This is a genomic window from Geomonas terrae (assembly GCF_004791675.1).
Classification (GTDB): domain Bacteria; phylum Desulfobacterota; class Desulfuromonadia; order Geobacterales; family Geobacteraceae; genus Geomonas; species Geomonas edaphica.
In genome coordinates this window covers 990815-1015350 of record NZ_SRSC01000002.1, presented here as the reverse complement: position 1 = coordinate 1015350, position 24536 = coordinate 990815, and the positions used below count along the sequence as shown (strand labels likewise).

Annotated in this window: 20 protein-coding genes and 1 tRNA gene; 12 read left to right on the top strand and 9 right to left on the bottom strand. The window is 61.8% G+C overall.

The window, feature by feature from the left end; all coding sequences use genetic code 11:
- Positions 1 to 767 precede the first annotated feature (767 nt).
- The 4 genes from E4633_RS11535 to E4633_RS11520 all read left to right on the top strand — a co-directional run bounded on the left by E4633_RS11535 (position 768) and on the right by E4633_RS11520 (position 4850).
- Positions 768 to 1361, top strand: coding sequence for a PAS domain-containing protein (locus E4633_RS11535; protein ID WP_162604982.1), 594 nt, complete (start codon positions 768 to 770; stop codon positions 1359 to 1361).
- Between the two features lie 309 nt (positions 1362 to 1670).
- Complete coding sequence (locus tag E4633_RS11530; protein ID WP_135870378.1) at positions 1671 to 2135, top strand: MarR family winged helix-turn-helix transcriptional regulator; 465 nt, start codon at positions 1671 to 1673, stop codon at positions 2133 to 2135.
- Positions 2132 to 4099 (top strand): FUSC family protein, encoded by a 1968-nt coding sequence (locus E4633_RS11525; protein WP_135870377.1) that lies wholly within the window; start codon positions 2132 to 2134, stop codon positions 4097 to 4099. Before E4633_RS11530 ends, E4633_RS11525 begins: the two co-directional genes overlap by 4 nt.
- Before the next feature lie 19 nt (positions 4100 to 4118).
- On the top strand, positions 4119 to 4850 hold the full coding sequence (locus E4633_RS11520) for an SDR family oxidoreductase (protein WP_135870376.1): 732 nt from the start codon (positions 4119 to 4121) through the stop codon (positions 4848 to 4850).
- Between the two features lie 90 nt (positions 4851 to 4940).
- On the opposite strand, the gene E4633_RS11515 is transcribed toward E4633_RS11520, so the two are convergent.
- Both E4633_RS11515 and E4633_RS11510 read right to left on the bottom strand, forming a co-directional pair.
- Positions 4941 to 5017, bottom strand: a tRNA-Arg gene (locus E4633_RS11515).
- A 57-nt stretch (positions 5018 to 5074) separates the two neighbouring features.
- Complete coding sequence (locus E4633_RS11510; RefSeq protein WP_135870375.1) at positions 5075 to 5767, bottom strand: DUF1573 domain-containing protein; 693 nt, start codon at positions 5765 to 5767, stop codon at positions 5075 to 5077.
- A 157-nt stretch (positions 5768 to 5924) separates the two neighbouring features.
- On the opposite strand from E4633_RS11510, the gene E4633_RS11505 reads away from it, so the two are divergent.
- A complete protein-coding gene (locus E4633_RS11505; RefSeq protein ID WP_135870374.1) occupies positions 5925 to 7874 on the top strand; it encodes a DUF3426 domain-containing protein in 1950 nt (649 codons plus the stop codon).
- A gap of 76 nt (positions 7875 to 7950) precedes the next feature.
- On the opposite strand, the gene E4633_RS11500 is transcribed toward E4633_RS11505, so the two are convergent.
- Positions 7951 to 9216 (bottom strand): N-acetylmuramoyl-L-alanine amidase, encoded by a 1266-nt coding sequence (locus E4633_RS11500; RefSeq protein ID WP_135870373.1) that lies wholly within the window; start codon positions 9214 to 9216, stop codon positions 7951 to 7953.
- A gap of 1 nt (position 9217) precedes the next feature.
- Positions 9218 to 11827, bottom strand: coding sequence for a DNA mismatch repair protein MutS (mutS, locus tag E4633_RS11495; protein ID WP_135870372.1), 2610 nt, complete (start codon positions 11825 to 11827; stop codon positions 9218 to 9220).
- Positions 11828 to 12164: 337 nt separating this feature from the next.
- Between mutS and E4633_RS11490 the strand changes: the two genes are divergently transcribed.
- Both E4633_RS11490 and E4633_RS11485 read left to right on the top strand, forming a co-directional pair.
- A complete protein-coding gene (locus tag E4633_RS11490; protein ID WP_135870371.1) occupies positions 12165 to 13451 on the top strand; it encodes a nucleotide sugar dehydrogenase in 1287 nt (428 codons plus the stop codon).
- A 13-nt stretch (positions 13452 to 13464) separates the two neighbouring features.
- Positions 13465 to 14826: a putative sensor domain DACNV-containing protein gene (locus E4633_RS11485; RefSeq protein ID WP_135870370.1), complete on the top strand. Its 1362-nt coding sequence runs from the start codon at positions 13465 to 13467 to the stop codon at positions 14824 to 14826.
- Between the two features lie 45 nt (positions 14827 to 14871).
- Here E4633_RS11485 and dinB read toward each other — a convergent pair whose 3' ends face one another.
- From dinB to lexA, 3 genes are read right to left on the bottom strand one after another with little or no spacing between them, the layout of a single operon-like run.
- The gene (gene dinB / locus E4633_RS11480; protein WP_135870369.1) at positions 14872 to 16101 is read right to left on the bottom strand and encodes a DNA polymerase IV; all 1230 of its coding nucleotides are present in this window, start codon (positions 16099 to 16101) and stop codon (positions 14872 to 14874) included.
- Between the two features lie 3 nt (positions 16102 to 16104).
- Entirely contained in the window at positions 16105 to 16350 is a 246-nt protein-coding gene (locus tag E4633_RS11475; RefSeq protein ID WP_135870368.1) for a hypothetical protein, read from the bottom strand.
- A gap of 4 nt (positions 16351 to 16354) precedes the next feature.
- Positions 16355 to 16960, bottom strand: coding sequence for a transcriptional repressor LexA (lexA, locus tag E4633_RS11470; protein ID WP_135870367.1), 606 nt, complete (start codon positions 16958 to 16960; stop codon positions 16355 to 16357).
- 312 nt (positions 16961 to 17272) lie between these two features.
- Between lexA and E4633_RS11465 the strand changes: the two genes are divergently transcribed.
- On the top strand, positions 17273 to 18493 hold the full coding sequence (locus tag E4633_RS11465) for a porin (protein WP_246038065.1): 1221 nt from the start codon (positions 17273 to 17275) through the stop codon (positions 18491 to 18493).
- 44 nt (positions 18494 to 18537) lie between these two features.
- On the opposite strand, the gene E4633_RS11460 is transcribed toward E4633_RS11465, so the two are convergent.
- Entirely contained in the window at positions 18538 to 19395 is an 858-nt protein-coding gene (locus E4633_RS11460; RefSeq protein ID WP_135870366.1) for a ChaN family lipoprotein, read from the bottom strand.
- A gap of 129 nt (positions 19396 to 19524) precedes the next feature.
- Between E4633_RS11460 and E4633_RS11455 the strand changes: the two genes are divergently transcribed.
- The 3 genes from E4633_RS11455 (at position 19525) to E4633_RS11445 (ending at position 23007) form a co-directional block, all read left to right on the top strand.
- Positions 19525 to 21561 (top strand): M1 family metallopeptidase, encoded by a 2037-nt coding sequence (locus E4633_RS11455; RefSeq protein ID WP_246038039.1) that lies wholly within the window; start codon positions 19525 to 19527, stop codon positions 21559 to 21561.
- A gap of 312 nt (positions 21562 to 21873) precedes the next feature.
- Positions 21874 to 22692 (top strand): flagellin N-terminal helical domain-containing protein, encoded by an 819-nt coding sequence (locus tag E4633_RS11450; protein WP_135870365.1) that lies wholly within the window; start codon positions 21874 to 21876, stop codon positions 22690 to 22692.
- 57 nt (positions 22693 to 22749) lie between these two features.
- Complete coding sequence (locus E4633_RS11445) at positions 22750 to 23007, top strand: hypothetical protein (RefSeq protein ID WP_135870364.1); 258 nt, start codon at positions 22750 to 22752, stop codon at positions 23005 to 23007.
- A gap of 5 nt (positions 23008 to 23012) precedes the next feature.
- On the opposite strand, the gene E4633_RS11440 is transcribed toward E4633_RS11445, so the two are convergent.
- Positions 23013 to 23732: a CAAX prenyl protease-related protein gene (locus tag E4633_RS11440; RefSeq protein ID WP_135870363.1), complete on the bottom strand. Its 720-nt coding sequence runs from the start codon at positions 23730 to 23732 to the stop codon at positions 23013 to 23015.
- A 141-nt stretch (positions 23733 to 23873) separates the two neighbouring features.
- Between E4633_RS11440 and E4633_RS11435 the strand changes: the two genes are divergently transcribed.
- Positions 23874 to 24080 (top strand): GSU3473 family protein, encoded by a 207-nt coding sequence (locus E4633_RS11435; RefSeq protein WP_135870362.1) that lies wholly within the window; start codon positions 23874 to 23876, stop codon positions 24078 to 24080.
- Positions 24081 to 24536: the final 456 nt, after the last annotated feature.

Here is a 24536-nt window from a genome sequence, read left to right as displayed (position 1 = left end):
TGGGTCCCGAAGGCATTAAGAGAGCGTTAAAACCGGATTGCCTGCGCTACTGTCAGCGCCCGGCCAGAAGGGTGTGGGGACTTTGCCTGGTGGCGATGACTGAGCGAGCGAAATCTTCTGATCGAATTAACGCGACTGCAACACCGCTGCAACATACCGGCGCTATCCTTTTCTTTCAAAAATGAGAAGAGAGAGGGAGAGAACACATGGATCTTATGCCGGTAGGTGATCGTTACATCTGGTACTGCGACTGGTGCGACACGAAGAACGTGACGCCGTGGGTGAGAGTGAGTGAGAAGGAAGTCTGCTGCGCGGCATGCCACAAGAGTTTCCCATCTTCAGTCAAGGCTGAGCCTGCGATGGCCCCGACAGGGCGGAGACGGTTGGAGTTGCTATGAGAAAGCGGCCTTTGAGCGGCGCGTTTGGAACGGGAAGAAAAGGGGTGGCCATGAAGTGGTACGCGGGACTTCCGCTCCTAAAACTCGTTGTGAGCCGCTTCCGAACTGGACAGCGGGACAATAATTACCTTGAGTTAGAGAAGACAGTGGAAGCCGGGCCATCGTATTTTGTCGCTGCACCGGCCATGTCCTAGGGGACGGTGTTTTTCGCGCCTTCCTGTCCGCGGCCTTGCGAAGGAGAGGCGGGAAATGGCTCTGGTGGCCGAGGATGCTGTAAATCATTGACATAGGGTGGGTTACATGCGATATCCATGGGCCCGGAATGGGCATGCCGTAGAGGAGCCTCAGGCTTCAGGCAAAGGAGAAGCCATGGAAAATGTAAACGCCTGCTGTCTGTCAGTGCTGAACTCAATACCGCTCATAATTTTTGTGGTGGACAATGATGTGCGGATACGCGACCTGAACAAGACTGCGGCGACGACCTTCGGTCTCGACAAAGATGCGATCTTCAACAAGCGCGGAGGAGAGGTTTTTCACTGCCTGCATTCCCACGACGTGCCGGAAGGATGCGGCAGGGCGCCGATCTGCAAGAGCTGCGTGGTCAGAAATTCGGTTGAGCTGAGCTTCGGCGGCCAGACGGTTTCCAAGAGCCGGACGAAGTTCGAGATCCAGGTCGGAGACTCCAAAAAGGAGCTGGAGCTGCTGATAACGACCAGTCCCGTTGAGCTGAACGGCGAGAAGCTGGTTCTTCTTATGCTGGAAGACATCAGTGAGTTCACCATGCTGAAGAACATCATTCCGATCTGCATGCACTGCAAGAAGATCCGCGACGATCAGGACTACTGGCATAGCGTTGAGGAGTACTTCAACACATACGTCGGGGTCGATTTCTCCCACGGCATCTGCCAGAGCTGCCTCGATAAGCTCCACCCGGAAGTGCGCGGGGCCCTGAAGAAACAATAGGAAAGGGGATGGCTGAAGCAGGCAATGCTTCGCCATCCTTTCATGCCTTCCCTCCTTACGAAGTCCCTGATACTGCAGACTTTTCACCCGCCAGAGGTCTCCCCCCGTTGCAATCTCTCCCCCCCCCGCGATGGAGAATTCTGAATTTTCTGTGTTGGCACCGCGTTGCGGAATTATATGAACCGGACGCAATGTTAACTGCCTGATTTTGTGCCGATTGCAGTTTTCGCTGTTTCAACTTCCTCCACGAAAGATCCGATTCGAAAAAAATAGATAGCTAAATAATAGTTCGCATGCTATCTATTTTCTATGACTCTCCTCACAAAAAAAATCGACAAGCAAAGCCTCCTCTACCGCATGGGGTTCCTGACGAGGCGTTGGCGGCAGATGCTGGACTCGGCCTTCCAGTCCCTGGGGCTAACCGACGCGGCATGGCGCCCATTGCTGCACCTGCACCATCTGGGTGACGGCATCAAGCAGAAGGACCTTGCGGCCTCCCTCGGCATTGAAGGCCCCTCTCTCACACGCATACTGGACCAGTTGATCGCGAAAGGTTTTATCGAGCGCGTCGAAGACGCGAGCGACCGCCGGGCGAAACTGCTCACGCTCTCACCGCAAGGGCGGGCGATGGTCACCGAGATCACCGGCAAGGTGTCGGCCCTCGAGCATGACCTCCTCAGTGCGTTCGATGACACGGAGATCGAGCAGATGAGCTACTTCGTGGAGCGACTGGAGAAGAGGCTGCAGGAAACCCGCTCGAGACTTAAAGGATGAACTCGCACCACCGCTTGAAACTCATCGTCGCCCTGCGCGGAACGTTATCCGCGCTTACGGCACTTGGCGTCGCCCAGTTCCTGGGGATCGAGAATCCCTACTGGGCCGCTATGACAGCACTGATCGTCATCCAGCCGACCCGAGGCCTTCTTTTCGAGAAGAGCTTCTACCGCCTGGTCGGCACCGTCTTCGGCTCGCTGGCCGCTCTATTTCTCCTCCGGCACACCGTATCCCCGTCCATGCTCACCTTAGCCCTCGTCTTCTGGCTCGCAGGTTGCGTCGGCATCGGGAATCTCTTACACGGTCTGCGCTCCTACGCCTTTCTCATGGCGGCCTGCACCTGCGCCGTCATCGTGATGAGCGGCTTCATGAACCCTTCACGGATGAATGAGATCGCCTTCGGCCGGATCGCCTGCATCGTCGTAGGCATCATCGTCTCCACGGCGGTAACCGCCTTCTTCACGCCGCCTTCGCAGCGAGAGGAGTTAGAGCGGCGCCTCCGGGAGGCGGTCTCGGACGCCATGTCCTGGCTGGCCTCGCTCATCCGTCACGGACGCACGGAGGAGGTTGCGAGACTTGAGCATGCGTTGCTCCTCGAGTTGGCCGACCTGGAGGTGCTTTTGGATGCGGCGGGGGCGGCAGCTCCCGGCTTCAGAAGAAGGAAGCGGCAGGTAAAGAGCCTGATCGCCGCGCTTTTATCCCTGCTCTCGGTCGGGCGCCTTTCCGCGGAACACCTTGAGCGTCACAAAGACGAGGACGGCAGGCACGCGCAGTGGCGTGAGCTCCTGGCGCGGCGTTTGAACGAAGCTGCGGCGACGTTCGAATCTTCCGAAGGAGCGGCTTTTTCCACCGAACTAGCCGCTCTCTCCTCCGAAGCGCGCTCCCACCTGCCGCTTCTGGGAGAGACGCTGCACGGACTGGTGGCTGCACTGGAAGACGTCCTTTCCGGAGTCGAGGCGGTTGCCTACGATCAGGAAAGCGAGCCGCAGCATCGGCTCATTCGGCACCGGGACTGGGTTGAAGCGGGTAGGGCGGCCTTCCGCTCGGGCCTCGTCATCGCGGCCGTCGGCTTTACCTGGAGCGCCACCGGCTGGAGCAAGGGACCGCTCATGCTGATGGCCCTTTCCATCATGACCACCGTATTCTCGAACAAGGACCATCCCGCCCACTTCGTCGGCAACATCTTCGTCGGTGCGGCGATCGGCTCCGCGGCCGCGGTTCTCTGCAGGATATTCCTGCTCCCGGGTGTGGTTGACCCGTACCTGACCATCGCCGTCGTCGCCCCGTTTGTGCTGCTCGGTTTCATCGCCATGCAGTACCGGAAAACGGTGCTGGCCGCGACCGACGCAACCCTCTTCTTCCTTTTCGTGGTTCAGCCGGGGGTAGCGGTTCACGTCGCCAATATCGACCTGGCCATCGGCGCCGTAGCCATGGTGGCGGGTGTGGGAACCGCATGGATCTCCTATACCTTGCTGGTTCCGATCAACCCTCGTCTGCGCATGCGGTCCATTCTCGCGGCCGTTTCCCGCGACCTCGTGCGCATGGCGCAGGACGGGTCGCCGCAGGTCATGGCCCGAACGCGCGAGAGGCTGCACCACAGGGTGATCCGTTTGGTGGACATGGCCGCGCGGCACGACCCGGAGCATTTAAGAACCGTCGAGGGCGGGGTGACCGCGCTCGGCATGGCCGCGTGCATCATCTCGCTGCGTGAAAAACTGGAGAGAGAGGATCTTGCCCCGACATCGGAACGGATCATAAGGGAGGCGCTGATGGCGATAGCCGTCCTGGCCCCTCAACCTGAAAATGCCGGGCAGCTGTTAAGCCGTGCGGCACGCGCCCTTTACGCTGTCTTGGAAGATGGGGCGGTGATGAAGGACGTAGCACACGCAGAGGTAGGATCAGCCGGTCATGCAGGGGACGTGCAAATGCATCCGCACCGGCTGCTGTGGGCAGAAAAACAGTAAGACTGAAGAGGAGAAGAAAATGGACTTGGCAGGCAAGGTAGTTTTGGTCACCGGCGCCAACGGCGGCATAGGGTGGGCACTGGTGCAGGAGTTATTGGAACGTGGAGCGGCCAAAGTATATGCGGCGGCCCGCAATATCCAGGCGGTAGCCGAAATGGCGAAATTCGACCCGGGGCGCGTGGTCGCGCTGAGGATCGACGTGACCCATGAGACGAGCGTGGCAACGGCGGCGGCGCAATGCCAGGATGTCGATCTCGTCATCAACAACGCCGGGGTCAACCATTGCAAGAGCCTGCTCGACCCGGACGGGCTCGATTGCGCCCGCCAGGAGATCAAGGTCAACTACCTCGGCACCCTTTCCATGTGCCGTGCCTTCGCGCCGGTACTGGCCGCACGCGGCGGGGCGATAGCGAACGTCTGCTCCATCCTCGGTCTCGTGAACCTCCCCGTGAACGGAACCTACTCAGCCTCCAAGGCGGCCGGTCACTCGCTGCTGCAGGGGGTGCGCGCCGAGTTGGCGCCGCGCGGCGTCAAGGTCTACGGGGTGTATCCCGGCCCGGTCGACACCAGGATGACCGCCGGGCAGGAGATGGAAAAAGCGACTCCGTCTCAGGTTGCCAAGATGATCCTGGACGGCATCGCGAAAGACGAAGAGTACATCTTCCCGGATGCGATGTCACTGGATGTGCGCAAAGGGTTGCTCCATGCCCCGAAAGAGGTCGAAAAGGAGTTCGGAGCGATGATTCCGTAAGGCAAACTCCGTATCAGGAGTGCATCGTTGAAAAACAAAAAGGCCCTGATCGCTCAGGGCCTTTTGTTCACAGGGATGTGTTTTTAAAAATGGTGGGCGAGACGGGATTCGAACCCGTGACCCCTGGCTTCGGAGGCCAGTACTCTATCCAGCTGAGCTACCCGCCCGGGAAAGATCTATTTACTACACTATTTCTGGGACCAACTCAAGGTGAAAGTTTAAAATCATTTGGTCATCGTTCCGTACACCGGGACGGTGATCTCTTTTTTCTGCGCGCTGCTGGTCACTATGTGCAGGTAGCCGCTCAGCACCTTCGCTTCCGGTTTCGCCTGTGCCGAAACTTCTATCGTCCCGGTCTCTCCGGGATTCAATTCTCCCTTCCTGATCACCGGCTTGATCTGCAGCGATGAGGACGTGACATTCACGGCGAGAAGCTTTACCTTACCTGTCCCGTTGTTGGTGACTTTCAGTACACCTTTGGTGGCGAAGCTGCTGCTCACCGGACCGAGGCTCAACTGGCGCGGGACCACCTGCAGTTCTTCGGTCACCGTCCCTTCCATGCTGAAGGTGTAGCTCGGACTCTTCCCGGCGTTGCTGGTGAGGGTAACCGTCTTGACCACTTTTCCGGAAAACGAGGTTGAATCGAAGGTTACTTCGATGGTGGCACTCTTGCCGGGGGGGACGACGGTGGTGGACGGCTTCACGGCGGTGCAGCCGCAGGACGCCTCCAGCTTCTTTATCTGCAACGGCGCATCGCCGCCGTTTCTGACTTTAAAGGTATGCTGTACCTTTCTTCCCTGGGCAACGCTGCCGAAATTGAAGCTGCCTTGGTCGACGATCACTTCCGGTGCAGCCCAGGCCATCGTGACGGTGAGGAGATTAATAAGAAGGGCGTAAAGGATGCGGCGCAATTTCATGTGGTACCTCTTCATCATTTGAGGGATTTAGCACATCGGAGATATATACCACAAAGGTGCTGGAGCGACCAGAATGATTGACACTATAATTTGCTTCTGTTATAGGAAACCGTTGGAAAAATTAATGTGACGCTGTGCCACCAAGTTCGGAGGGTCGATGATACTCCAATGCGACCAATGCAATACAAAGTTCAGGCTGGACGACTCTAAGCTTAAGCCGGGGGGCGTGAAGGTACGTTGTTCCAAGTGCCGACACGTCTTCGTTGCCGGAGCGGAACAAAAGCCGGAAGAATCGGACTTCGATGCCTTGCTCTCGGGGTTGGGCGCTCCGGCGCCGGGCCAAGGCGAGGCTGAGGCTGAAGCCTCCGCTGCCGCGCCGCAGACCGAGTCCGAAGTCGAAACCGAGGCTCCCAAAGCCGCCGAAGAGGAAGGTGGCCTCGATTTTGGCTCCATAAACATCGAGACCGGGGTTCCTGCCGGCAAGGAAGAGCCTGCAGCCGGCGCTGCCGAGCCATCTTTTGACGAGTTCGAGTTCAGCGCGGAACCGGTGGCTGCTGCCCCGAAGGCTCCTGCTGCAGCGGATCTGGATTTCGGGGAGTTATCCTTCGACGAAACGCCCGCCGCACCGAAGACGGAGCCGGCTCCCGCCGCTGCAACCGGCGGGCTCGACTTCGGTGAACTCTCTTTCGACGAGACGCCTGCGGCGGTGAAAGAGCACCCTGCTCCTGAGGCGGCATCGACGTCGGTTGATTTCGGTGAGTTTTCCTTCGAGGAGAACCCCGCAGCGGTGAAAGAGGAGGCAGTTCCCGCGGAAACGTCCGCTTCGGTCGACTTCGGCGAATTCTCCTTTGACGAGACCCCTGCGGCACCTGCGGAAAAGGCCCCGGAGGCTGCGGGCGAAGCGATCGATTTCGGCGAACTCTCCTTTGATGAGGCGCCCGCTGCGGCGAAGGAAGAGCCCGCTCCCGCCCCCGCTACCGCGACCGATGATTTTGATTTCGGCGAGTTCTCTTTCGACGAGACGCCTGCCGCTGCCAAGGAGGAGACTCCTCCGGTCGGCGCTGCGCCGGATCTCGGTGAGTTTTCCTTTGATGAACCGGCGGCTCCCGCCGTGAAGGAAGCCCCGGCCGGGGAATCGTTCGACTTTGGCGATTTCTCCTTCGAAGAGCAGGCAGCAGCCGAGGCGCAAGAGCCCGCCGGACCTTCGTCCGCAGGCTTTGAGTCCTTCGCGGCTGAAGAAGAGGTGCCCGCGCCGCAGCAGCCCGCGGTCGCCGAGCCGGCACCTCCTACTGCCGCAGCCGGTGAGTTTTCCTTGGGCGGGTTCTCTTTCGGAGCGAAATCCGAGGAGGCTTCTGCCGGGGAGGGGACACCTGCTGAACCCGTGGCGCCGGCAGGTGCCGCGGCGACCGAAGACGAGGCCGCCAAAACGGCCGCCAAGTCCTCGTCCCTTGATTTCAGCTTCGGGGATAAATCGTTTGCCGCTTCGGTTCCCGATGAGGCTTTTGACGACGAGCTTCCGCCTCTCTCCATATCCTCGAGGCGCAAGGGGCGCTCGGTGCTCACCATCGCCGTCGTGACCATCTGCATGATAGTGGTGCTCGCCCTCACCGGCGCCGGGCTTTACGTGCTGCAAAGCGGGCCGGATGCGCTTAAAAAGCTCGACAAGCTCGGCATAGGCTTCGTCGCCAAGTGGTTCGGCATGGAGGTCCCGGAAGAGGGGCGCATCACCATCAAGAACCCTCTCGCCTCCTTCCACCAGAACAAGGAGGCCGGTGAACTCTTCGTAGTAACCGGCGAGGCGGTGAACTCCTTCCGCAAGGCGCGCGCCTCGATCCAGGTGAAGGTGAGCATCTTCGACAAGGCGGGCAGGGTGCTGCTGCAAAAGACAGCCTACTGCGGGAACCGGCTCTCCGACGAACAGCTGAGTACGCTTCCCGTAGTGAAGCTCGAATCGATCATGAACAACCAGTTCGGCGACTCCCTCTCGAACCTGGGGGTGAAACCGGACCAGTCCATCGGCTTCGTCGTCGCCCTCGCCAACGTCCCCAAAGAGGCGGCGGACTTCGGCGTCGAGGTGGTCGGCTCCACGGTGGCTGCCGGACAGTAAAACTGGTAGGGGATGAAAAATGGAAAAGGCCGGCTTAAAAGCCGGCCTTTTTGCGTTTGGAGTGTGTCTTCTTCTCTCAGGCGGGTGCCTTGTTCAGTGCGGTGATGTACCCCTTGATACCGGCAAGGATGCCGTCGGCGGTCACATCCTGGTAGTGCGGGTCCTTGAGCTTCTGTTCGTCCCGCTCGTTGCTCAAAAACGCGGTCTCTACAAGGATGCTCGGCATGGTAGCACCCACGAGTACGTAGAAGGGGCCCTGCTTCACCCCGAGGTTCTTCACCGTCGGGTACGCCGAGAGCGCCTTTTTGTGCAGGGCCTTCTGTACCTCCTCCGCGAGATGCGCGGAGTCGTTCAGCTTGTAGTTCGCCATCAGGTCGAAAAGGACTGCCTGCAGCGTGCTCACTTTCTCAAGGCTCGTGCCGTTCTCCTTCGCGGCCAACTGCGCCACCTTCTCAGTCTTGGCGAGGTTCAGATAGTAGGTCTCGATGCCGTTGGCGCCGTGGTTCAGCGAGGCGTTCGCGTGGATGGAGACGAAAAGATCGGCTCCCACCTTGTTGGCGATCGCGGTTCTCTCCTGCAGCTCGATGAAGACGTCGGTGGAGCGGGTCATCACGACATCGATGCCGAGCTCCTCGCGGATCTTACGGGCCAGGTCCAGGCCGATCTGCAGCACGATGTCCTTCTCCCTCGTGCCCGAAGGGCTGACCGCGCCGGGGTCGTGCCCGCCGTGCCCCGGGTCGACCACGATCCTCCTGATCCTACCCGGCTTGAACCTTTTGGGCTCCTTTGCCTTTTGCGGCTTCTCGGGCTGGGCGAGCTTGTCGGCCTGTTTCGGTTCGGCCGGGGCGTTCTCGATCACCTCCCGCGACGCCGAGATCTCCTGCCTGCGGTCTCCCTTGATGTCGATGATGATGCGGTAGGGATCCGAGAAGGTGAAGACCTTGTATTCCTTGATGCTGTCCAGATCGAGGACGACCCTGACCGTGGAGGGGGCGAACTGGGCGATGCGGACGCTTTTTAAAAGGCCGTCACCTACGGAGAGATCTTTCACCCCGGTGTTTAGGTGAGTGCCCGGCAGGTCCAGGTAGAGCCGGCCGGGAAGCTTGTGATGCTCGAAGGCCACCTCCCTGTCGGCGGCTATGGAGACGCGGGTGTAGTCCGGGGTGGACCAGTGCCTGAGTTCTGTCACCGGCACGAGGCCGGCGAGCGGCGTCGTGCCGGCCGCCTCTGCAAGCCAGGGCGTGAGGAGCATCCCCCCCTGGGCGGCGAGGGCACGGCAGGCGAGCCAGCGATAGTAGGGGGGGACCAGCCCGAGGTATTTAACGAACTCCCTGCGTTTCATTTCACATCATCCTTTTCAGCTCATCCACGAGGTTGAGCGCCTCGAGCGGTGTTAAGAGCGCCACTTCCACCTCTTTCAGCCTCTCCCTGATGAGATCCTCGCCGGCATCGAAAAGCGAGAGTTGCGGGGACGGGGTGGGGGCCTTCTTGCCGCGCGCCAGGCGCGGAACTCCCCCCTCGCCGTACTCCCCCTTTTCCAGGTTGAGAAGGATCTCCTTGGCCCGGTCGATCACCGCCTGCGGCAGCCCGGCCAGGCGAGCGACCTGGATGCCGTAGGAGTGCGAGGCGCCGCCCGGAACGATCTTTCTCAAGAAGATGATGCGTTCGTTCCACTCGCGGACCGCGATGTTGAAGTTCTTTATGCCGGAGCGCGTGACGGCGAGTTCGGTCAACTCATGGTAGTGGGTGGCAAAGAGCGTCTTCGCCGCGTGCGCCTTGTTGTCGTGCAGGAATTCGGCGACGGCCCACGCGATGGAGACGCCGTCGAAGGTGGAGGTGCCCCGGCCGATCTCGTCCAGGATCACGAGGCTCTTCGCCGTGGCTCCCCGCAAGATGGCGGCGCTCTCCATCATCTCCACCATGAAGGTCGAGTGCCCGCGGGCCAGGTTGTCCGAGGCGCCGACGCGGGTGAAGATCCTGTCCACGAGCGGGATGCGCGCCCGCTCGGCGGGAACGAAGCTCCCCATCTGCGCCATCAGGGTGATGAGGGCCACCTGGCGCATGAAGGTCGATTTACCCGCCATGTTCGGGCCGGTGATGATGATCAGCTGGTTCTCGCCGTTGTCGAGGAGCGTGTCGTTCGGAACGAAGCGCTCGGCGGCGTAGAGGTCCTCGATGACGGGGTGCCTCCCCTCGGTGATGGAGAGCTCGGTCCCCTCGTGCACCTCCGGACGGCAGTACCCCTTGTCGTGGGCGAGCTCGGCGATCGAGGCGAGGACGTCCAGGCAGGCGAGGCGGTCCGCGCTCCTGGCGATCCGCTCACCCTGGGCCGCAGCGGCCTCGCGCACTTCCTGGAACAGGGTGAACTCGAGGTCCTTGATCCGGTCCTCGGCGCCCAACACCTTCTCCTCGTACTCCTTTAGCTCCGGGGTGATGTAGCGCTCGGCGTTGGCGAGGGTCTGTCTCCTGATGTAGTCCTCGGGGATGGACGAGACGTTCGCCTTCGTTACCTCTATGTAGTAGCCGAACACCTTGTTGTAGCGGATCTTCAGCGAGGTGATCCCGGTGCGCGCCTTCTCCTGGGCCTCGAGGCGGGCGATGAACCCTTTCCCCTCGCGGCTTATGGCGCGCAGCTCGTCGAGCTCGCCGTTGTAGCCGTCTGCGATGATGCCCCCATCGCGCAGCACGAAAGGAGGATCCTCGACGATGGCGCGGGTGATCAGGTCGCAGATCTCGGTGAGTGGGTCGATGCCTGCGTCAAGCTCTTTTAGATACGGCGCGGCGCATTCGGCGAGTTTCTCCTTGATGGCGGGAAGCCTCGAGAGCGATGAATTGAGGGCAGCGATATCCTTGGCCGAGGCGGAGGCGAGGCTTATGCGCCCGTTCAGCCGCTCGAGGTCGTAGACCCCGGAGAGGAGGTTTTTCAGCTCTGCACGCACCCCGGGGGCCTCGATCAGTTCCTGCACCGCGTCCTGACGCAGGCGGATCTTCGCGAGGTCCATCAGGGGGTAGTTGATCCACTGCTTGAGTTTTCTCCCCCCCATCGCGGTCACGGTCCGGTCCATGAGCCCCAGCAGGGACCCCTTGCGTTTCCCCTCGGAGATGGTGGCGGTCAACTCAAGGTTGCGCCTCGTGGACTCGTCCAGGAGGAGGTGCTGGCTCTCGCTATACGGGGTTATCCCGGTCACGTGCGGCGCGTTCCCCTTCTGGGTGTCGACCAGGTAGTGCAGGATCGCTCCGGCGGCGAGGAGGGCAGTGGGGAGCCCCTCGCACCCGAGCGTCTCGGCGGTGGCGCCCTTGAACTGGTTGCCGATCAGGCGCTTGCAGTAATCGGCGTCGTAGACCCATTCCTCGAAGTAGGTGAGGCTGCGGTCGTTTTTCAGATGCGCCACATCCTTCGCCTTCGGCTCTTCGCGGAAGGTGGCGGGGAGGATGATCTCGCGCGGCGCGATGCACGCCACCTCGGCGAGTGCTGCCTGCAGCCCGGCGAGTTCGGTGACCCGGAATTCACCGGTGGAGAGGTCCAGGTAGGAAAGGCCGTAGCACTCGCCGTCGCAGCAAAGGGCCAAGAGGTAGTTGTTTTCCTTCGGGGAGAGCGAGGCGTCCTCGACGACGAGGCCGGGGGTGACTACCCGCACCACCTCGCGCTTGACGATCCCCTTGGCGAGTTTCGGGTCTTCGGCCTGCTCGCAGATGGCCACCTTTTCGCCCGCCTCGACCAACTTCGCGATGTACGGGGCGCAGGAGTGATAGGGGACGCCGCAAAGCGGGACTTCGGATCCGTCAGCGTTTTTGCCGCGCGAGGTGAGGGTGATACCGAGTATGCGGGAGGCTTTCACCGCGTCATCGAGGAACATCTCGTAGAAGTCGCCGCATCTGAAAAAGAGAATCGCGTCGGGATGTTCAGCCTTGATCTCGAGGAACTGCCGCATCATGGGTGTTATTTCAGACATTTGGGAACCTTTTGGGGGAAGAGAAACGCGGGGCATCTTAGCAAAATCGCGGCACCATGTAAAGCTTCGCAGGCTCGCCTCCGAAGTCAGTGTCGTTGCGATCCGTTTCGGGGTGGCTGAGCTCAGTCTCGTGCCCGGGATGTCCGACTTCATGGCGGGATAAATGGTTTAATGCCAATTTTTTGCCTTCTATCTCTGGAGTTTTGGCCTATATGACTTAGAATCGCCTAAAGTTTTGCGGCCGACCCGCTCGGGGCGGTACGCACGGCGGGATGAATTCTGCAGGAGCAGCAGTCGCGAAAGCCGGCAAACCGGTTGCCGGCAAGGGAGGTGCTGTATGGGACATGGACGCAAGGTTTCGGTGGTGGGGCTGGGCTATGTCGGGCTGCCGGTTGCGGTGGCCTTCGGAAAAGTGCAGCGTACCATCGGGTTTGACATCGACGCGAAAAGGATCGAGGAACTGAGCTCCGGAAAGGATCGCACAGGTGAGGTGGAGGGGGCGGATCTCACCGAAACCGACATCGTCTTCACCGACCGGATCGATGATCTCAAGCAGGCGGATTTCCACGTCGTCGCGGTCCCGACCCCGGTCGATCCGGCGAAACAGCCGGATCTCTCGCTTTTGTGCAGCGCCTCGGAGACGGTGGGGCGCGCGCTTAAGAAGGGGGACGTGGTAGTCTACGAGTCGACGGTATATCCGGGGGTGACCGAGGAAGTCTGCCTTCCGATCCTTGAGCGGGTATCGGGGCTCAAGAGCCCTGAGGACTTTACCGTGGGGTACAGCCCGGAACGGATCAATCCGGGGGACCGCGAGCACACCTTCACCAACATACTGAAAGTCGTCTCCGGGCAGGACGCCGCCACCCTCGAGATCGTGGCGCAGGTCTACTCGGAGGTGGTAACGCCAGGCGTGCACCGGGCACCTTCCATCAAGGTGGCCGAGGCGGCGAAGGTGATCGAGAACACGCAGCGCGACCTGAACATCGCCCTCATGAACGAACTCGCCCTCATCTTCGATCGGATGGGGATCGACACCGGTGAGGTGCTTGCCGCGGCAGGGAGCAAGTGGAACTTCCTGAACTTCCGTCCCGGGCTCGTCGGTGGGCACTGCATCGGGGTCGACCCCTACTACCTGACCCACAAGGCGGAGAAGATCGGCTACATCCCGCAGGTGATCTTAGCCGGACGGCGCATCAACGACGGCATGGGAAAGTTCGTGGCGCAGCGCGCGGTGAAGGAGATCATCCGGGCGGGGCACCACGTGCTCGGCTCCTACGTCACCGTGCTCGGACTCACCTTCAAGGAGAACTGCCCGGACCTCAGGAACTCGAAAGTGGTCGATATCCTGGGCGAGCTCTGGGACTACGGCCTGAACGTGCAGGTCTGCGACCCGATGGCGGACCCGCAGGAGGCGAAGAGCGCCTACGGCGTCAGCTTGAAAGAGCCGGAGCGGCTGCAGCCGGCGGTCGCGGTCATCGTGGCGGTGGCGCACGACGTCTACCGCAACTGGACGCCGGCCAAGTTCGCGAGCCTCATGGTGGAAAACCCGGTGTTGATCGACGTGAAAGGGATCTACGACGGCCGGCAGATGGCATCGGCCGGCATCCGGATCTGGTGCCTGTAGCCGAGGTGGTGATATGAAACGGAGCCAAGTCCACAGCCCGGCCGCCGGGCACTGCTATCCCAAGGACCTCGTCGCCTTCGTCTTTGAGAGGTGGCAGGACCGCGCCTTCGTGGCGCGGGTCTGCCACGAGGCCGAGCCGGGAGGCTTCCGGCTTCCCGAGCGCGACGTTCTCGAGCAGGTGATCTCGACCTGCTACCAGGCGAGCCTTCTGCGCGAGGAGGAGCGCCCGGTGATGTTCCGCCTGATCATCCGGGACTCCTACCTCTTCGCCGCCCACGAGGGTCCCCCCACGGGGATGCACCGGCTCATCTTCTCGAGAACCCGTCCCTTCAACGAATACGAGCTGCATCGCTTGGCCCCGGCCGCAGACTTCTACCGGACCCTCATCGGCATCTGTATCGACCCGGCGCACGGTGCCCAGATCTGGGGGCTGCTCCACTCGGGAACCCGCTGGATGCACGCCGTGTACGGCGGCCGGAAGACCTCTCCCCCCTTGCCGCAGAGCCTCGTGGTCTACGTCACCGGCCCGGGGCAGATCTCGGTGTGCGCCGGTGACGAAATCATCGCGTCCTTAAACGGCGGGCAGATCAACTGTCCGTCCATCGACGTCTTCAACTCCCGCTGGTTCGGAAAGAGCCTCGCCGCCCTGAACGAGGAGACCTTCGCGCTGCACCGCTGCGCGCGCAGGCGCGCCGAGCGACCCTGGGCCGAGCTCGACCCTGACTTCGGCAGCAACATAGGGCAGCAGGCACTCAGGCGCATCATCAGCGTGATCAGGAACTCGAACCACGGGGGGCTGCTCGTTTACCTCCCCCCCGAACTGGCCGATGAGATCATGCAGGAGAACCAGTATCTCACGGTTAAGTACCAGTTCCTGGAGCTCGATTCCAGACAGCGCTTCCTCTCCCTCACCCTGCGCATCATGAACACCCTGGCCGAGAGCTACGGCGACCCGGAACATCCCGAACGGAAAGTGGGGTGGCAGGAGTACGTGACGAGCAAGAACGAATCGATCGCGCTTCTGGACGAGGCGATCTTCGACGTGGCGCACTTCATCGCGGCACTCTCGGCGGTGGACGGGGCGGTCGTCATCACCAAGCGTCAGGAGTTGCTTGGTTTCGGCGGGGTTATCTCGGGGGATCTGGACAGCGTCGGCATGGTGTCGCATGCCCTCGACACCGAGGGGGAACAGTGCGAGCCGGTTTTGAGCGAGGGGGTAGGGACGAGGCACCGGGCCGCCTACCGGATCTGCCAGAAGCTGCACCAGGCGATCGCCGTCGTGATCTCTCAGGACGAGACGGTGCAGATCGTGCGGTGGCACAATGGTTCGGTGACCTACTGGGACCAGATCCCCACAGGCGTACCAGGGTTCTAGGGGGGTAAGTAGCTAAGGTTGTCGGAGCTTATGGGCACATTCTTCTCAATCCGCATCCACGTTACGCACCCCTTCCGGCTTCCACGCGGGGGAGATCACCTTCGCTCCGCACTCCTTGCCTAAAAGGGTCCCGAAGGTGACCGAAAAATCCCCGTACCGGTTGTTGACGCGGTCCATGGCGCTCGCTACGAGCGCCTTTTTGCGCTCGGTATCGAAAAGCGGCAGCTGTTCGGTGTGGTAGGTGAGGTTCGTGATTCTGACGCCTAAAAGCCGCACAGGCTGGGTCAGGTCGAGCTGGTCGAGGATCTGCACCGCGTCGCGGTAGATCTCGTCGCTGTTGCTGGTAGGCTCGGCACGGCTTGCCTGCCTGGAAAAGGTGGTGAAGTCCGCGTAGCGCACCGTGAGGGTCACCGTCTTCCCCGCAACCCCGTGCTTTCTCGCCCTTCTCCCAACCATCTCGGAGAGCTGCAAAAGGTACAGAAGGATCTCGGCGCGCTCGGTGATGTCGGTGTCGAGGGTCGTGCTGTGCCCGACGCTTTTCACCTCCTCGGCATCCTCTTCGGCGACGACCGGAGCATCGTCGACGCCGAGCCCCATGTAGTGCAGCTTCTCCCCGGTCACCCCGAAAGCCTTCCTGAGCACCTCCATCGGAAAGCGCCCGAGCTCGCCGCAGGTCTTGATGCCGAACTTGGTCAGTTGCTGGTGCGTCTTCGCCCCAATGCCGCAGAGATCCTTGATCGGGACCCGCTCCATGACACGCGCCACCTCTTCCGGTGCGATGACGGTGAGGCCGTCCGGCTTCTGCATGTCGGAGGCGAGCTTTGCGAGGAGCTTGTTGGGGGCGATGCCGACGGAGCAGGTAAGGCCGAAACGCTCCCGGATGCGCTCCTTGATGAGGCACGCGATGTTTTCCGGCGAACCGAAGAGGCTGAGGCACCCCGTCACGTCAAGAAACGCCTCGTCGATGGAGAACACCTCGACGAGCGGGGTGTACTCCCGCATGATGCCGATGATCTGCTTTGAGGTGTAGGAGTACTTCCGGTTGTTGCCGACCACGAAGATCAGCTCCCGGCACTTTTGCCGAGCCTCCCAGGTGTTCATCCCGGTCTTCACCCCATAGGCGCGCGCCTCGTAGGAACAGGTGGTGATGATGGTGCGCTTGGCCGCGCCGATCACCGCCACCGGCTTGCCGCGCAGGGCTGGGTTTGACTGCTGCTCCACCGAGGCGAAGAACGCGTTCATGTCGATGTGCAGGATGATCCGGTGCTCTGCCACGTCTTACTGCTCCTCGACCCCCACGAGGGTCCAGTTCTGGTCCGAGGTGTCGTACACGATTTCGTAGAGGTTGCTGTCGTCGCAGACTGCGAAGTGCAGCCTCGTCGCGCCTCCGAGGTTGTCCTTCCAGAAATAGGGCCAGCGCGTCACCGCGTGCCGCTGCCGCCGCCACTCGAACCAGACCGGCTTTACCCGCGTCCCCGGGGAGAAAACCGCGGCCACCCTGATGCTCTCACAAAAGCGCTGCATGAAATTACTCCATCTGCCGGTAGATGCCAACCACTTTCCCTACGATGGAGACTTCGCCATCCCCCTCGTGCACGATGATCGGGTCGTAGTTCGGGTTTTCCGGCTGGAGCCTGATCCGGTCCGCCTCCCGGTAAAAGCGCTTCAGCGTCGCCTCCCCACCCACCATGGCGACCACGATGTCTTTGTTGTGGGCGTCGGGCTGCGGGCGCACCAGCGCGAGGTCCCCCTCCACGATGTGGGCGTGGATCATGGAATCCCCCTTCACGCGCAGGAAGAAGGTCCCCCCCTTGTCCATCTGCGAGCGGTCGATGGTGAAGTGCCCCTCGATGTCCTCTATCGCGGGGTGCAGGGTGCCCGCCCGTACCTGGCCAACGATGGGGAGGGGGACCCCCTGTCCCTGCTGGCTCAAGGTGATGCCGCGCGTGCTTCCCTCCTGCCGGCGCAGGTATCCCTTGCGCTCCAGGGCGTCCAGGTGCTTCAGAACCCCCAGCGTGCCGCTCACCCCGAGCTTCGCACCGATCTCACGCAAGGTGGGGGGGTAGCCGTACTCCTCTATGTGCCGGGACACGATCTCCAGCACTTCCTTTTGCCGTGCGGTCAATTCTTCCATTTAGCCCACCTCCTACTCTTGGTTATCTGATGAGAACTTTACCGTATGGTAACCATGCCCTGTCAAGCCGGAAAAAAGCTCTTCGGTTGATGGTTAGGGAAATCCAACTATAGTGTAGCGGGTGTTCGTGCGGGGGATGTCAACCACCAGGATTAGGAGGCGGCCATGACAAGCGTGGACGGAAGGACTACAGGGACATGGAGACGGGTCGTAAGACGTAGTAGTGGGGGAAACGGGGGCGAGGAAAGAGTGGCGCGCGGCACGGCGCGCTCGTTACGGTCGGGAAGCCTTATAGGGGCTATATTGCGCGGCGTGCTCCCTTTTTGCATCCTCTGCGTGCTCGCCTCACCGTGCAGCGCCGATGGGGACGGTGAGTACCACACCCCTCTGGCGGGTGAGCCGGGACGGGTCACCTTCATGGGGCGCGAGGTCGAGATCCCGGCGGTCGATCGCGCCCGGATGAACTCCATCACCCTCGGCGCATCCCTTCTTGAGCCCCCCCAGGGACAGACATCTGCGCTGCCGGTCGCCGCCTTCTTTCACCGGCGCGTCACCGAGCGCTCGCACGCCCGCGCCATGATCGCGCTCTTTGTGAACGAAATTGAGTATGACCGCGACGCAGGCGGCCTGGACCTGGTGGCGCAGTTCGAGAACGAGACCCTCCCGGTGGCGGAGCGTGAGATCAACCACGGTGAAGATGTGCGGGGGACCTCGCTCTACTTCGGCACCCTCGTCGGTGCGGCGGGGATTGGCTACCGGACCCCCGTGTCGCCCTTTCAGGTGGACAACGATTTCAGGGTGCAGCTTTTAGCCCGCGCCGGATACTTTTACGCCCACCGAGAAGGGGATACCTCCCCCGGGCTCTGGGTCCCACCGGACACGGCGCTTCTCGGCGCCAGGCTGCGCTGTCGCTTCGATGGCCTGCGCAGAAACCTCCTGGAGCTCCCCCACAAGGGGGTTGCGGCCGGGTTCGATGCGGACTTCACGCACCGGGACCGGTGGCGCGGCGAGGAGGGAGGAAGCGGTAACCGCAATTACGCGCAGTTTCGCGGGCACCTGGTCGGTGCCTACGGCGTGCCGGGGATCTCTTCAGATAGGGACCGGCTCCTTTTCGCCCTGTACGGCGGGATCACCGGTGCGGGGAAGGGAGACCGCTTCAACGCCTTCCGCATCAACGGCACGCCCTTTCCCAGCGAGCAGTACGACCTTGCCTGGCCGCACTACAGCGGTGTCGTCTTCGACGAGGTGCTGGCCCGGGGGTACGCGACCGCCACTGCCGGCTACCGCCGGGAGCTCACCTTTTTCCTCTACCTGAGCGCCCTGGGGTCGTACATCTGGGCGGACCGCTCTCGTGCCGAGGCGGTGGACCGGGTGGCCTTCAGGGACCGCCAGGGTGGCGCTGCAACGGTCGCACTGGACAGCGCGTTTTTGTGGAACTCCTCGCTCTACCTCGCGTGGAGTTACGAATCCGGGGTGATGCGCGAGGGACGCTCCGGCAGCGGCTTCACGCTCATGTGGAACAAGCTTCTGTGATGTGCGCTTGCAATCGGCGGGAAATGGACTTAATGTGGCACGCGTTACGGAGAGGTGAAGCTCACCAGGTAGTCGATCACCTCGGGGGAGGCCTCGCCTCCCTTGAATTCGTTGATCTCCGGCATGATGACGAGGCTCGCAAGGGGTGAGCCGTTGCGGGAAAGCTGTTCCGGGATGGCATTTTTTACGGCGTGCCAGATCCCGGTGAACGCCACCACCTTCGTCTTGGGCGCCTTTTTCAGGTAAGCGCGGATGTTGGTCGCCATGCCGCTGTTGCGCAGGGTCTGCGCCTCGCAGAAGTACTCGAAGACGCGCCCGTTGGTGACGTGTTTGAACACCTCGCCGAAAGATTTCTTGAGAAACTCGGTGTGCGGGTTGTTCAGGTCGCACATCGTCCCCTGCGGGAGGCTCTTTTTCTCCTCATCGGTGAGCGCCGCATAGCCGCGGCGCGAAACCTTGACCACCAGCTCCTTCGGGAGGTTGAGCGCGATCATGGGGATCCCGTTTTCCTTCGCGAAGACGAATATGTCCCGATAAAGCCCCCAGTCGTAAGACCAATTTTGGGCGAAGACCTGTTTGAACCGCTCTTCGCTCATCTTCCCGGCGATGAAGGCGTCCAAATTCCCCTGGCTGTCCGACTGCATAGCCTCGATGCCGATAGCGATGGGGATACCCTCTTTCTTCATTGCGCGGAGCACCTCGAGCTGCAGGGCGTGATGCGCCTTGTTGTCGTGGACTTCGCCGACGAGGACCAGGTCCGCCTTTTCAGCTTGGGCGACGACCTGTCGCATGGCGACCTGCTTTCCGTCGCTTAGGCGCGTGATGTTCTCTCCGGCCGGTGCGGCAGCCGGAAGCACCAGGGAAACGATGATGAAGAGCAGGCAAGCGGCTAACTTGGACATGATGCGGCTCCCGTGGGGGTGTTGCCCCGTGAAATGGCACGCTGCAGGTTACACCAATGCATGCGAGATCACAAACATAATTGCTCCTCCCGCATCGGAGGAGCCGGCGCCTGGCGCCCGGAGGTGAGCGTGAGGGGAATCGGGTTCCTTTGCTTTCTTTTGGTCATGCTGTTTCAGCTGCTGTTCGCCCTTGGTGCACAAGGCGCGGCACCCCAGGTCGCGAGCCAGGAGATAAGGGTCGCCCTCGACCCGGCAAGGCACGAGCTGCGTGGTGCGACCACGGTCATCTTTGCCGGAGTGGCGAAGCAGGCCAGGCTCGGCCTCGCCCCGGCGGCGCGCGTCGAGTCCGTCCAAGACGCCGGGGGGGAGAAGGTCCCCTGGCGCTTCGACTCGGGCTCTCTTACCCTCGATCTTGCCGGCCGGGCGGCCACGGTGACCGTTTCATGGCGGGCGAGCTTCCATGACGAAGTCTCACGCAACCAGACGGCCGAGGACCCGAGCTACGGGGTGAACGCGTCCATAGGCGAAGAGGGTACCTTCCTCGGGGGGGGCGCACTTTGGTACCCGGTGCCGGAGCAGGTGCCGCAAAGCCGGACGGTCAAGGTCGAGGCCCCCGCCGGGATCGAGGCGGTCACCTTCGGAGCACGCCTCTCCCGGGAGACTTCAGGCGGGGTGACCCGCTCCGTCTGGCGCGAGGCGCGGCCGGTCGGGATCCTCTCCCTCTGCGCGGGACCCTACCTCGTCGAGGAACGGGAGGTGGCAGGGATCAAGCTTTACAGCTATCTCTCGCGCGACAACGCCGCACTCGCCCCGCGCTACCTGGACGCCGTCGCCAGGTACCTCCCCATGTACCAGGAACTCTTTGGCCCATACCCCTTCGAGAAGTACGCCGTGGTGGAAAACTTCTTCCCGACGGGGTACGGCTTCCCCTCCTTCACGCTTCTGGGGGGCTCCGTGATCAGGCTCCCGTTCATCGCCGATACGAGCCTTCCCCACGAGATCGCGCACAGCTGGTGGGGCAACGGCGTCGACGTCGACGCGTCCGAGGGGAACTGGTGCGAGGGGTTGGTGACTTACCTGGCGGACTACCTGCTGAAGGAGCGCCGCTCGGAGGCGGAGGGGAGCGACTACCGCAGGCAGCTCCTCATCGACTACGCCTCACTGGTCACGCCGCAAAACGACTTCCCGCTCACCTCCTTTGCCAGCCGCAGCGATCCCGCCTCGCGCGCCATCGGTTACGGCAAGGGGGCCATGGTGTTCCACATGATCCGGCGCCATATCGGGGACGAAGCCTTCTTCGCGGGGCTTAGGCAGGTGGCCCGGGAGCGGATGTACCGGGACGCCTCATGGAGCGACCTCCTGCGTGCCTTCTCGGAGCGCTCCGGGGCCGACCTATCCGTTTTCAGGACCTGGCTCACCCGTCCCGGCGGCCCGCGTCTCGCGCTGGCGGATGTGACGCTGCGCCGCGACGGTAAGGGGTGGCGGGTGAACGGGGTGGTGCGGCAGTCCGCGCCGTTTTTCGCCGTGGATCTTCCGCTGCGCCTTGAGTCGGCGGGCGGGGCGACGACCGAGGTCGTTCGGGTCGCTGCGCGTGAAGAGACCCCGTTCACGCTTACTAGTACGACCGCTCCGGGGCGCCTGCTTCTCGATCCCGCCGCGGACCTGTTCCGGATCCTCGCCAAGGACGAGATCCCCGCCACGGTGAACAGCGTGAAGGGCTCCACGCGCCTTATGGGCGTGGTAGCGCGCGACTGCCGGGCGCGTCCGGAGACCTTCCGCGCCTTCTTGGCCTCCCTTTCCCAGGGGACGGCCCCCATCGTAGGCGAGGCCGCACTGACGCCGACGGAGGCGGCGCGCCACGACCTCGTCATCTGCGGCATGCCCGCGGACCGCTCCCTGATCCCGGCCGGCGCGGAACTACCTGGCACGGCAGGGGAGGGGGATGCAGACTCCCTGCTCTTCCAGGTGCTGATGCGCCACGTGCCGGAAACGGGGGCGGTCGCCCTGTTCCTCCCGGGATCGGAGCGCGCCGCGCTCCAGTACGCGCCGAAGGTAACCCACTACGGGAAGTACGGCTCCCTGTACTTCGCGGGGGGCGTCAACCGCCGCAAGGGGACCGCGGCTGCGGCGGGCGGGGGGGCGGTGGTGCGTTTTCAGGCCAAGTAAACAGTCCGTAGTTTCGAGTCCTTAGGGCGCCGTCACGTGCGTGCGGCGCCTCGTTTTCGTCCTCTTCTTCGCTGCCCCTCGCAAGCCGCCCCCTGCGCACCAGGGGTGCTCCTCGCCACTACCCCGCTTGTATTTTTATTTGCATTCACGAATTAAAAATATTTAAGTTATAATTCTCCGCGGTCGATAAGGAGAGATGTCGTGCACGGGAGGGGCACGGAACCGGCCACTCCGCGATACTTCCCGTTGCGACGACCATCGGTTGGAAAACCACCGGCAGAACGCCGGGTCGCCTAGAAAAGGAGCTACGCCATGACAGTGAGTGATATCTCTTTGACCGCCGGCATGAGGACCAACCTTTTGTACCTGCAGAACACGAGCCAGCTGCTGAACCGCACCCAGCAGAGACTCTCCTCGGGGAAAAGGGTGAACAGCGCGCTCGACAACCCGACCAACTACTTTGCAGCCCAGAACGCGAACCAGAGGGCGAGCGACCTCTCCGACCGCAAGGACGGGATGTCTGAAGCGGTGCAGACGGTGAGTGCGACCAACGCCGGCATCTCCGCCATCACCGGCCTCATCAACGCCGCCAAGGGTGTCGCCCAGTCCGCCCTCTCCACGAGCGACACGACGGTCCAGGCGAAGCTGGCCGACCAGTACAACACCATCCGCAGCCAGATCGACAACATCTCCTCCGACTCCGGGTACCGGGGCTTGAATCTCCTGAGTTCGATCAACACGCTCACGGTGAACTTCAATGAGGATGCCAGCTCGACCCTCGACGTCGTCGGCTTCCTGGCCAGCTCGGACGGCCTGAGCCTCACCACGGCCAGCGGCAACTGGCAGAGCGTTTCTGACATCACCACTGACACCGCGAAGATGGATACCGCCATTTCCACGCTGAGGGTGAACACCCAGGCCCTCGCCGCGAACCTGAACATCATCACCACCCGCCAGAGCTTCACCGACGAGATGATCAACACGCTGCAGACCGGGGCCGACAACCTCACCCTCGCCGACATGAACGAAGAAGGGGCGAACATGCTGATGCTGCAGACACGCCAGTCGCTCGGTACCACCTCGCTCAGCCTCTCCTCGCAGGCTGCGCAGTCCATCCTCAGGCTGTTCTAGTCATGAAGGCGGGGCGGCGCACGCCGTCCCGCCCATCCCACCCTTCAAGGAGGCGACATGAGAAATCCGGGCTGCAGACCACCCTGTCGGGAACAGCGCCGATCCAAGCCGTGCAGCGGGCCGGGCTTCTCCTCCGAAACCACGTCTTCCGCAGCATGGCATGAAGCCGGCCTCTCCGGGGAGCTCGGGGCGGTTTCCTGCGATTTGAGGCAGGAAGGTCTCAACATGCTGCGCCTTGCCGAAGCGCACCAACAGGCTCAGAACCCGCTCAGCGCCTCATCGAGACAGGCCCGCACCGTGCTGGGACAGTTCTAGCTGCGCTACCAGAAGTACCAGGCGCCGCTTTTAAGGACGTATATGGCGAGGGCAAGATTTGCGACGGCGTGGGAGAGGATGCAAAGGGCGAGGCTTCGGGTTCGGTAAAGGACGACGTTGAAGATGGCGCCTGCCAGCATACCGGCAAGGAGGAAGTGGTGTTCGAGTCCGAAGAGGACCGTGGTGATCAGGAAGGAACCCCAACTGAAGGTCCCGACCGGCACGGATCGGAAATCCGGACGGATCAGGTAGCGTATCAGAAAGGAGCGCCAGAAAAGCTCCTCCATCACTGGGACCACGAGCACGGCCCCCGCAACCCGCGTCGCGGTTAGAAGGAGCCGTACCGCCCCCTCTGGAAGAAGCATCGGGTTGAAGCCGGGCGAGGATCCCACCAGTGGCAGGGTCGTCTGAACGTTGATCCAGAGCAGGAAGGTGATTACCCCGGCACCTGCGGCCGCCAACGAAGCCGCGGGCTTCAGCAGCTCCCTCCATCGCAGTTCTTCCTTGAATTCAGAGCGCACAACGTAAAGCAGCAATGCCACGCTTATGGTCTTTAGCGGATACAACAGGTAGAAGGACTGGTCGGTCAGGGTGACCCACTGCCGCTGTGTGGCCTCGCGCAACCCTTCCTCGAGCGCTATGAAGGCCATAAAAAGGGCGAAGGGAAGTACGCGTGCGATGACAGCACGCTCCACACGCAAGAATTTGGCGACTAGATCAATCATATTGGCGGTATTTACCACAGCACCGGTGACCTGTCCATCCGGCTCCTTCAGTCTTAGCGGGGTCTGAATATTGCAAGGGCATTGACAGAAGTCCTGCATTTAACCTGTAGCTACAGAGAATGTGGCTCGAGGGGGGCGGTCATGCTGGTTCAGGTGCATTGGACAAACAAGAGATACGACTACGTGAAGGATTACATGCTCGACAGCCTGATAGAGGCCGGTGTCGTTGCCAGATTTCTCCGTTCTTCCGGCTGGGTGACCATCGGCATCGATCCGATTCGCAGGTCGAAGCATCAAAAGTCCTACGGCGGTCCGGAAAGAAGGCACATAGGAAGCGCTGCCGCATGAAACGCCGTCTATCAGGACGCTTCGACGTGGTACTGTCGGATTTTCTAACAGCCCCTTTGGCAGCGGTATTGTTGCTGCGGTAAAAGACGCCGGCGGCGTCCTACACTTCCCTTTTGCGACACGATCACCGCGATGTGCGATTCCCACTGCAACACCCATGTTCGGCTTCACTGAAGAACATCTCCAACGTTTATCCCCTCCGTCTAAAACCATTTCCCGGACGTCCATCTCTTTGTAAAAAAAATCGACAGAATCTCCGCGCAAAGCGCCAATCCTTTTTGAATCGGCCTGTTACGGGTTATTTGCCTTCCCGTCGGGCGGTCCTCACCCGGATTTTCCCGTGATTTCGGCTCACTTCGCTCTGAAAGCCTCTCTGCCTTTGTCGAGATACCTTACAGAAGGCGGCATGCCGGTTTGATAGGTCCGATGTAAAAACGGCTACTTGGAGTTATGGCA

Coding starts and splice junctions, on each gene's coding strand:
- E4633_RS11525 (WP_135870377.1), top strand. CDS start 2,132: ATGAACTCGCACCACCGCTTGAAACTCATCGTCGCCCTGCGCGGAACG.
- E4633_RS11460 (WP_135870366.1), bottom strand. CDS start 19,395: ATGTCCAAGTTAGCCGCTTGCCTGCTCTTCATCATCGTTTCCCTGGTG.
- E4633_RS11500 (WP_135870373.1), bottom strand. CDS start 9,216: ATGAAACGCAGGGAGTTCGTTAAATACCTCGGGCTGGTCCCCCCCTAC.
- E4633_RS11485 (WP_135870370.1), top strand. CDS start 13,465: ATGAAACGGAGCCAAGTCCACAGCCCGGCCGCCGGGCACTGCTATCCC.
- E4633_RS11450 (WP_135870365.1), top strand. CDS start 21,874: ATGACAGTGAGTGATATCTCTTTGACCGCCGGCATGAGGACCAACCTT.
- lexA (WP_135870367.1), bottom strand. CDS start 16,960: ATGGAAGAATTGACCGCACGGCAAAAGGAAGTGCTGGAGATCGTGTCC.
- E4633_RS11440 (WP_135870363.1), bottom strand. CDS start 23,732: ATGATTGATCTAGTCGCCAAATTCTTGCGTGTGGAGCGTGCTGTCATC.
- E4633_RS11475 (WP_135870368.1), bottom strand. CDS start 16,350: ATGCAGCGCTTTTGTGAGAGCATCAGGGTGGCCGCGGTTTTCTCCCCG.
- mutS (WP_135870372.1), bottom strand. CDS start 11,827: ATGTCTGAAATAACACCCATGATGCGGCAGTTCCTCGAGATCAAGGCT.
- E4633_RS11520 (WP_135870376.1), top strand. CDS start 4,119: ATGGACTTGGCAGGCAAGGTAGTTTTGGTCACCGGCGCCAACGGCGGC.
- E4633_RS11510 (WP_135870375.1), bottom strand. CDS start 5,767: ATGAAATTGCGCCGCATCCTTTACGCCCTTCTTATTAATCTCCTCACC.
- E4633_RS11530 (WP_135870378.1), top strand. CDS start 1,671: ATGACTCTCCTCACAAAAAAAATCGACAAGCAAAGCCTCCTCTACCGC.
- E4633_RS11505 (WP_135870374.1), top strand. CDS start 5,925: ATGATACTCCAATGCGACCAATGCAATACAAAGTTCAGGCTGGACGAC.
- E4633_RS11445 (WP_135870364.1), top strand. CDS start 22,750: ATGAGAAATCCGGGCTGCAGACCACCCTGTCGGGAACAGCGCCGATCC.
- E4633_RS11535 (WP_162604982.1), top strand. CDS start 768: ATGGAAAATGTAAACGCCTGCTGTCTGTCAGTGCTGAACTCAATACCG.
- E4633_RS11435 (WP_135870362.1), top strand. CDS start 23,874: ATGCTGGTTCAGGTGCATTGGACAAACAAGAGATACGACTACGTGAAG.
- E4633_RS11490 (WP_135870371.1), top strand. CDS start 12,165: ATGGGACATGGACGCAAGGTTTCGGTGGTGGGGCTGGGCTATGTCGGG.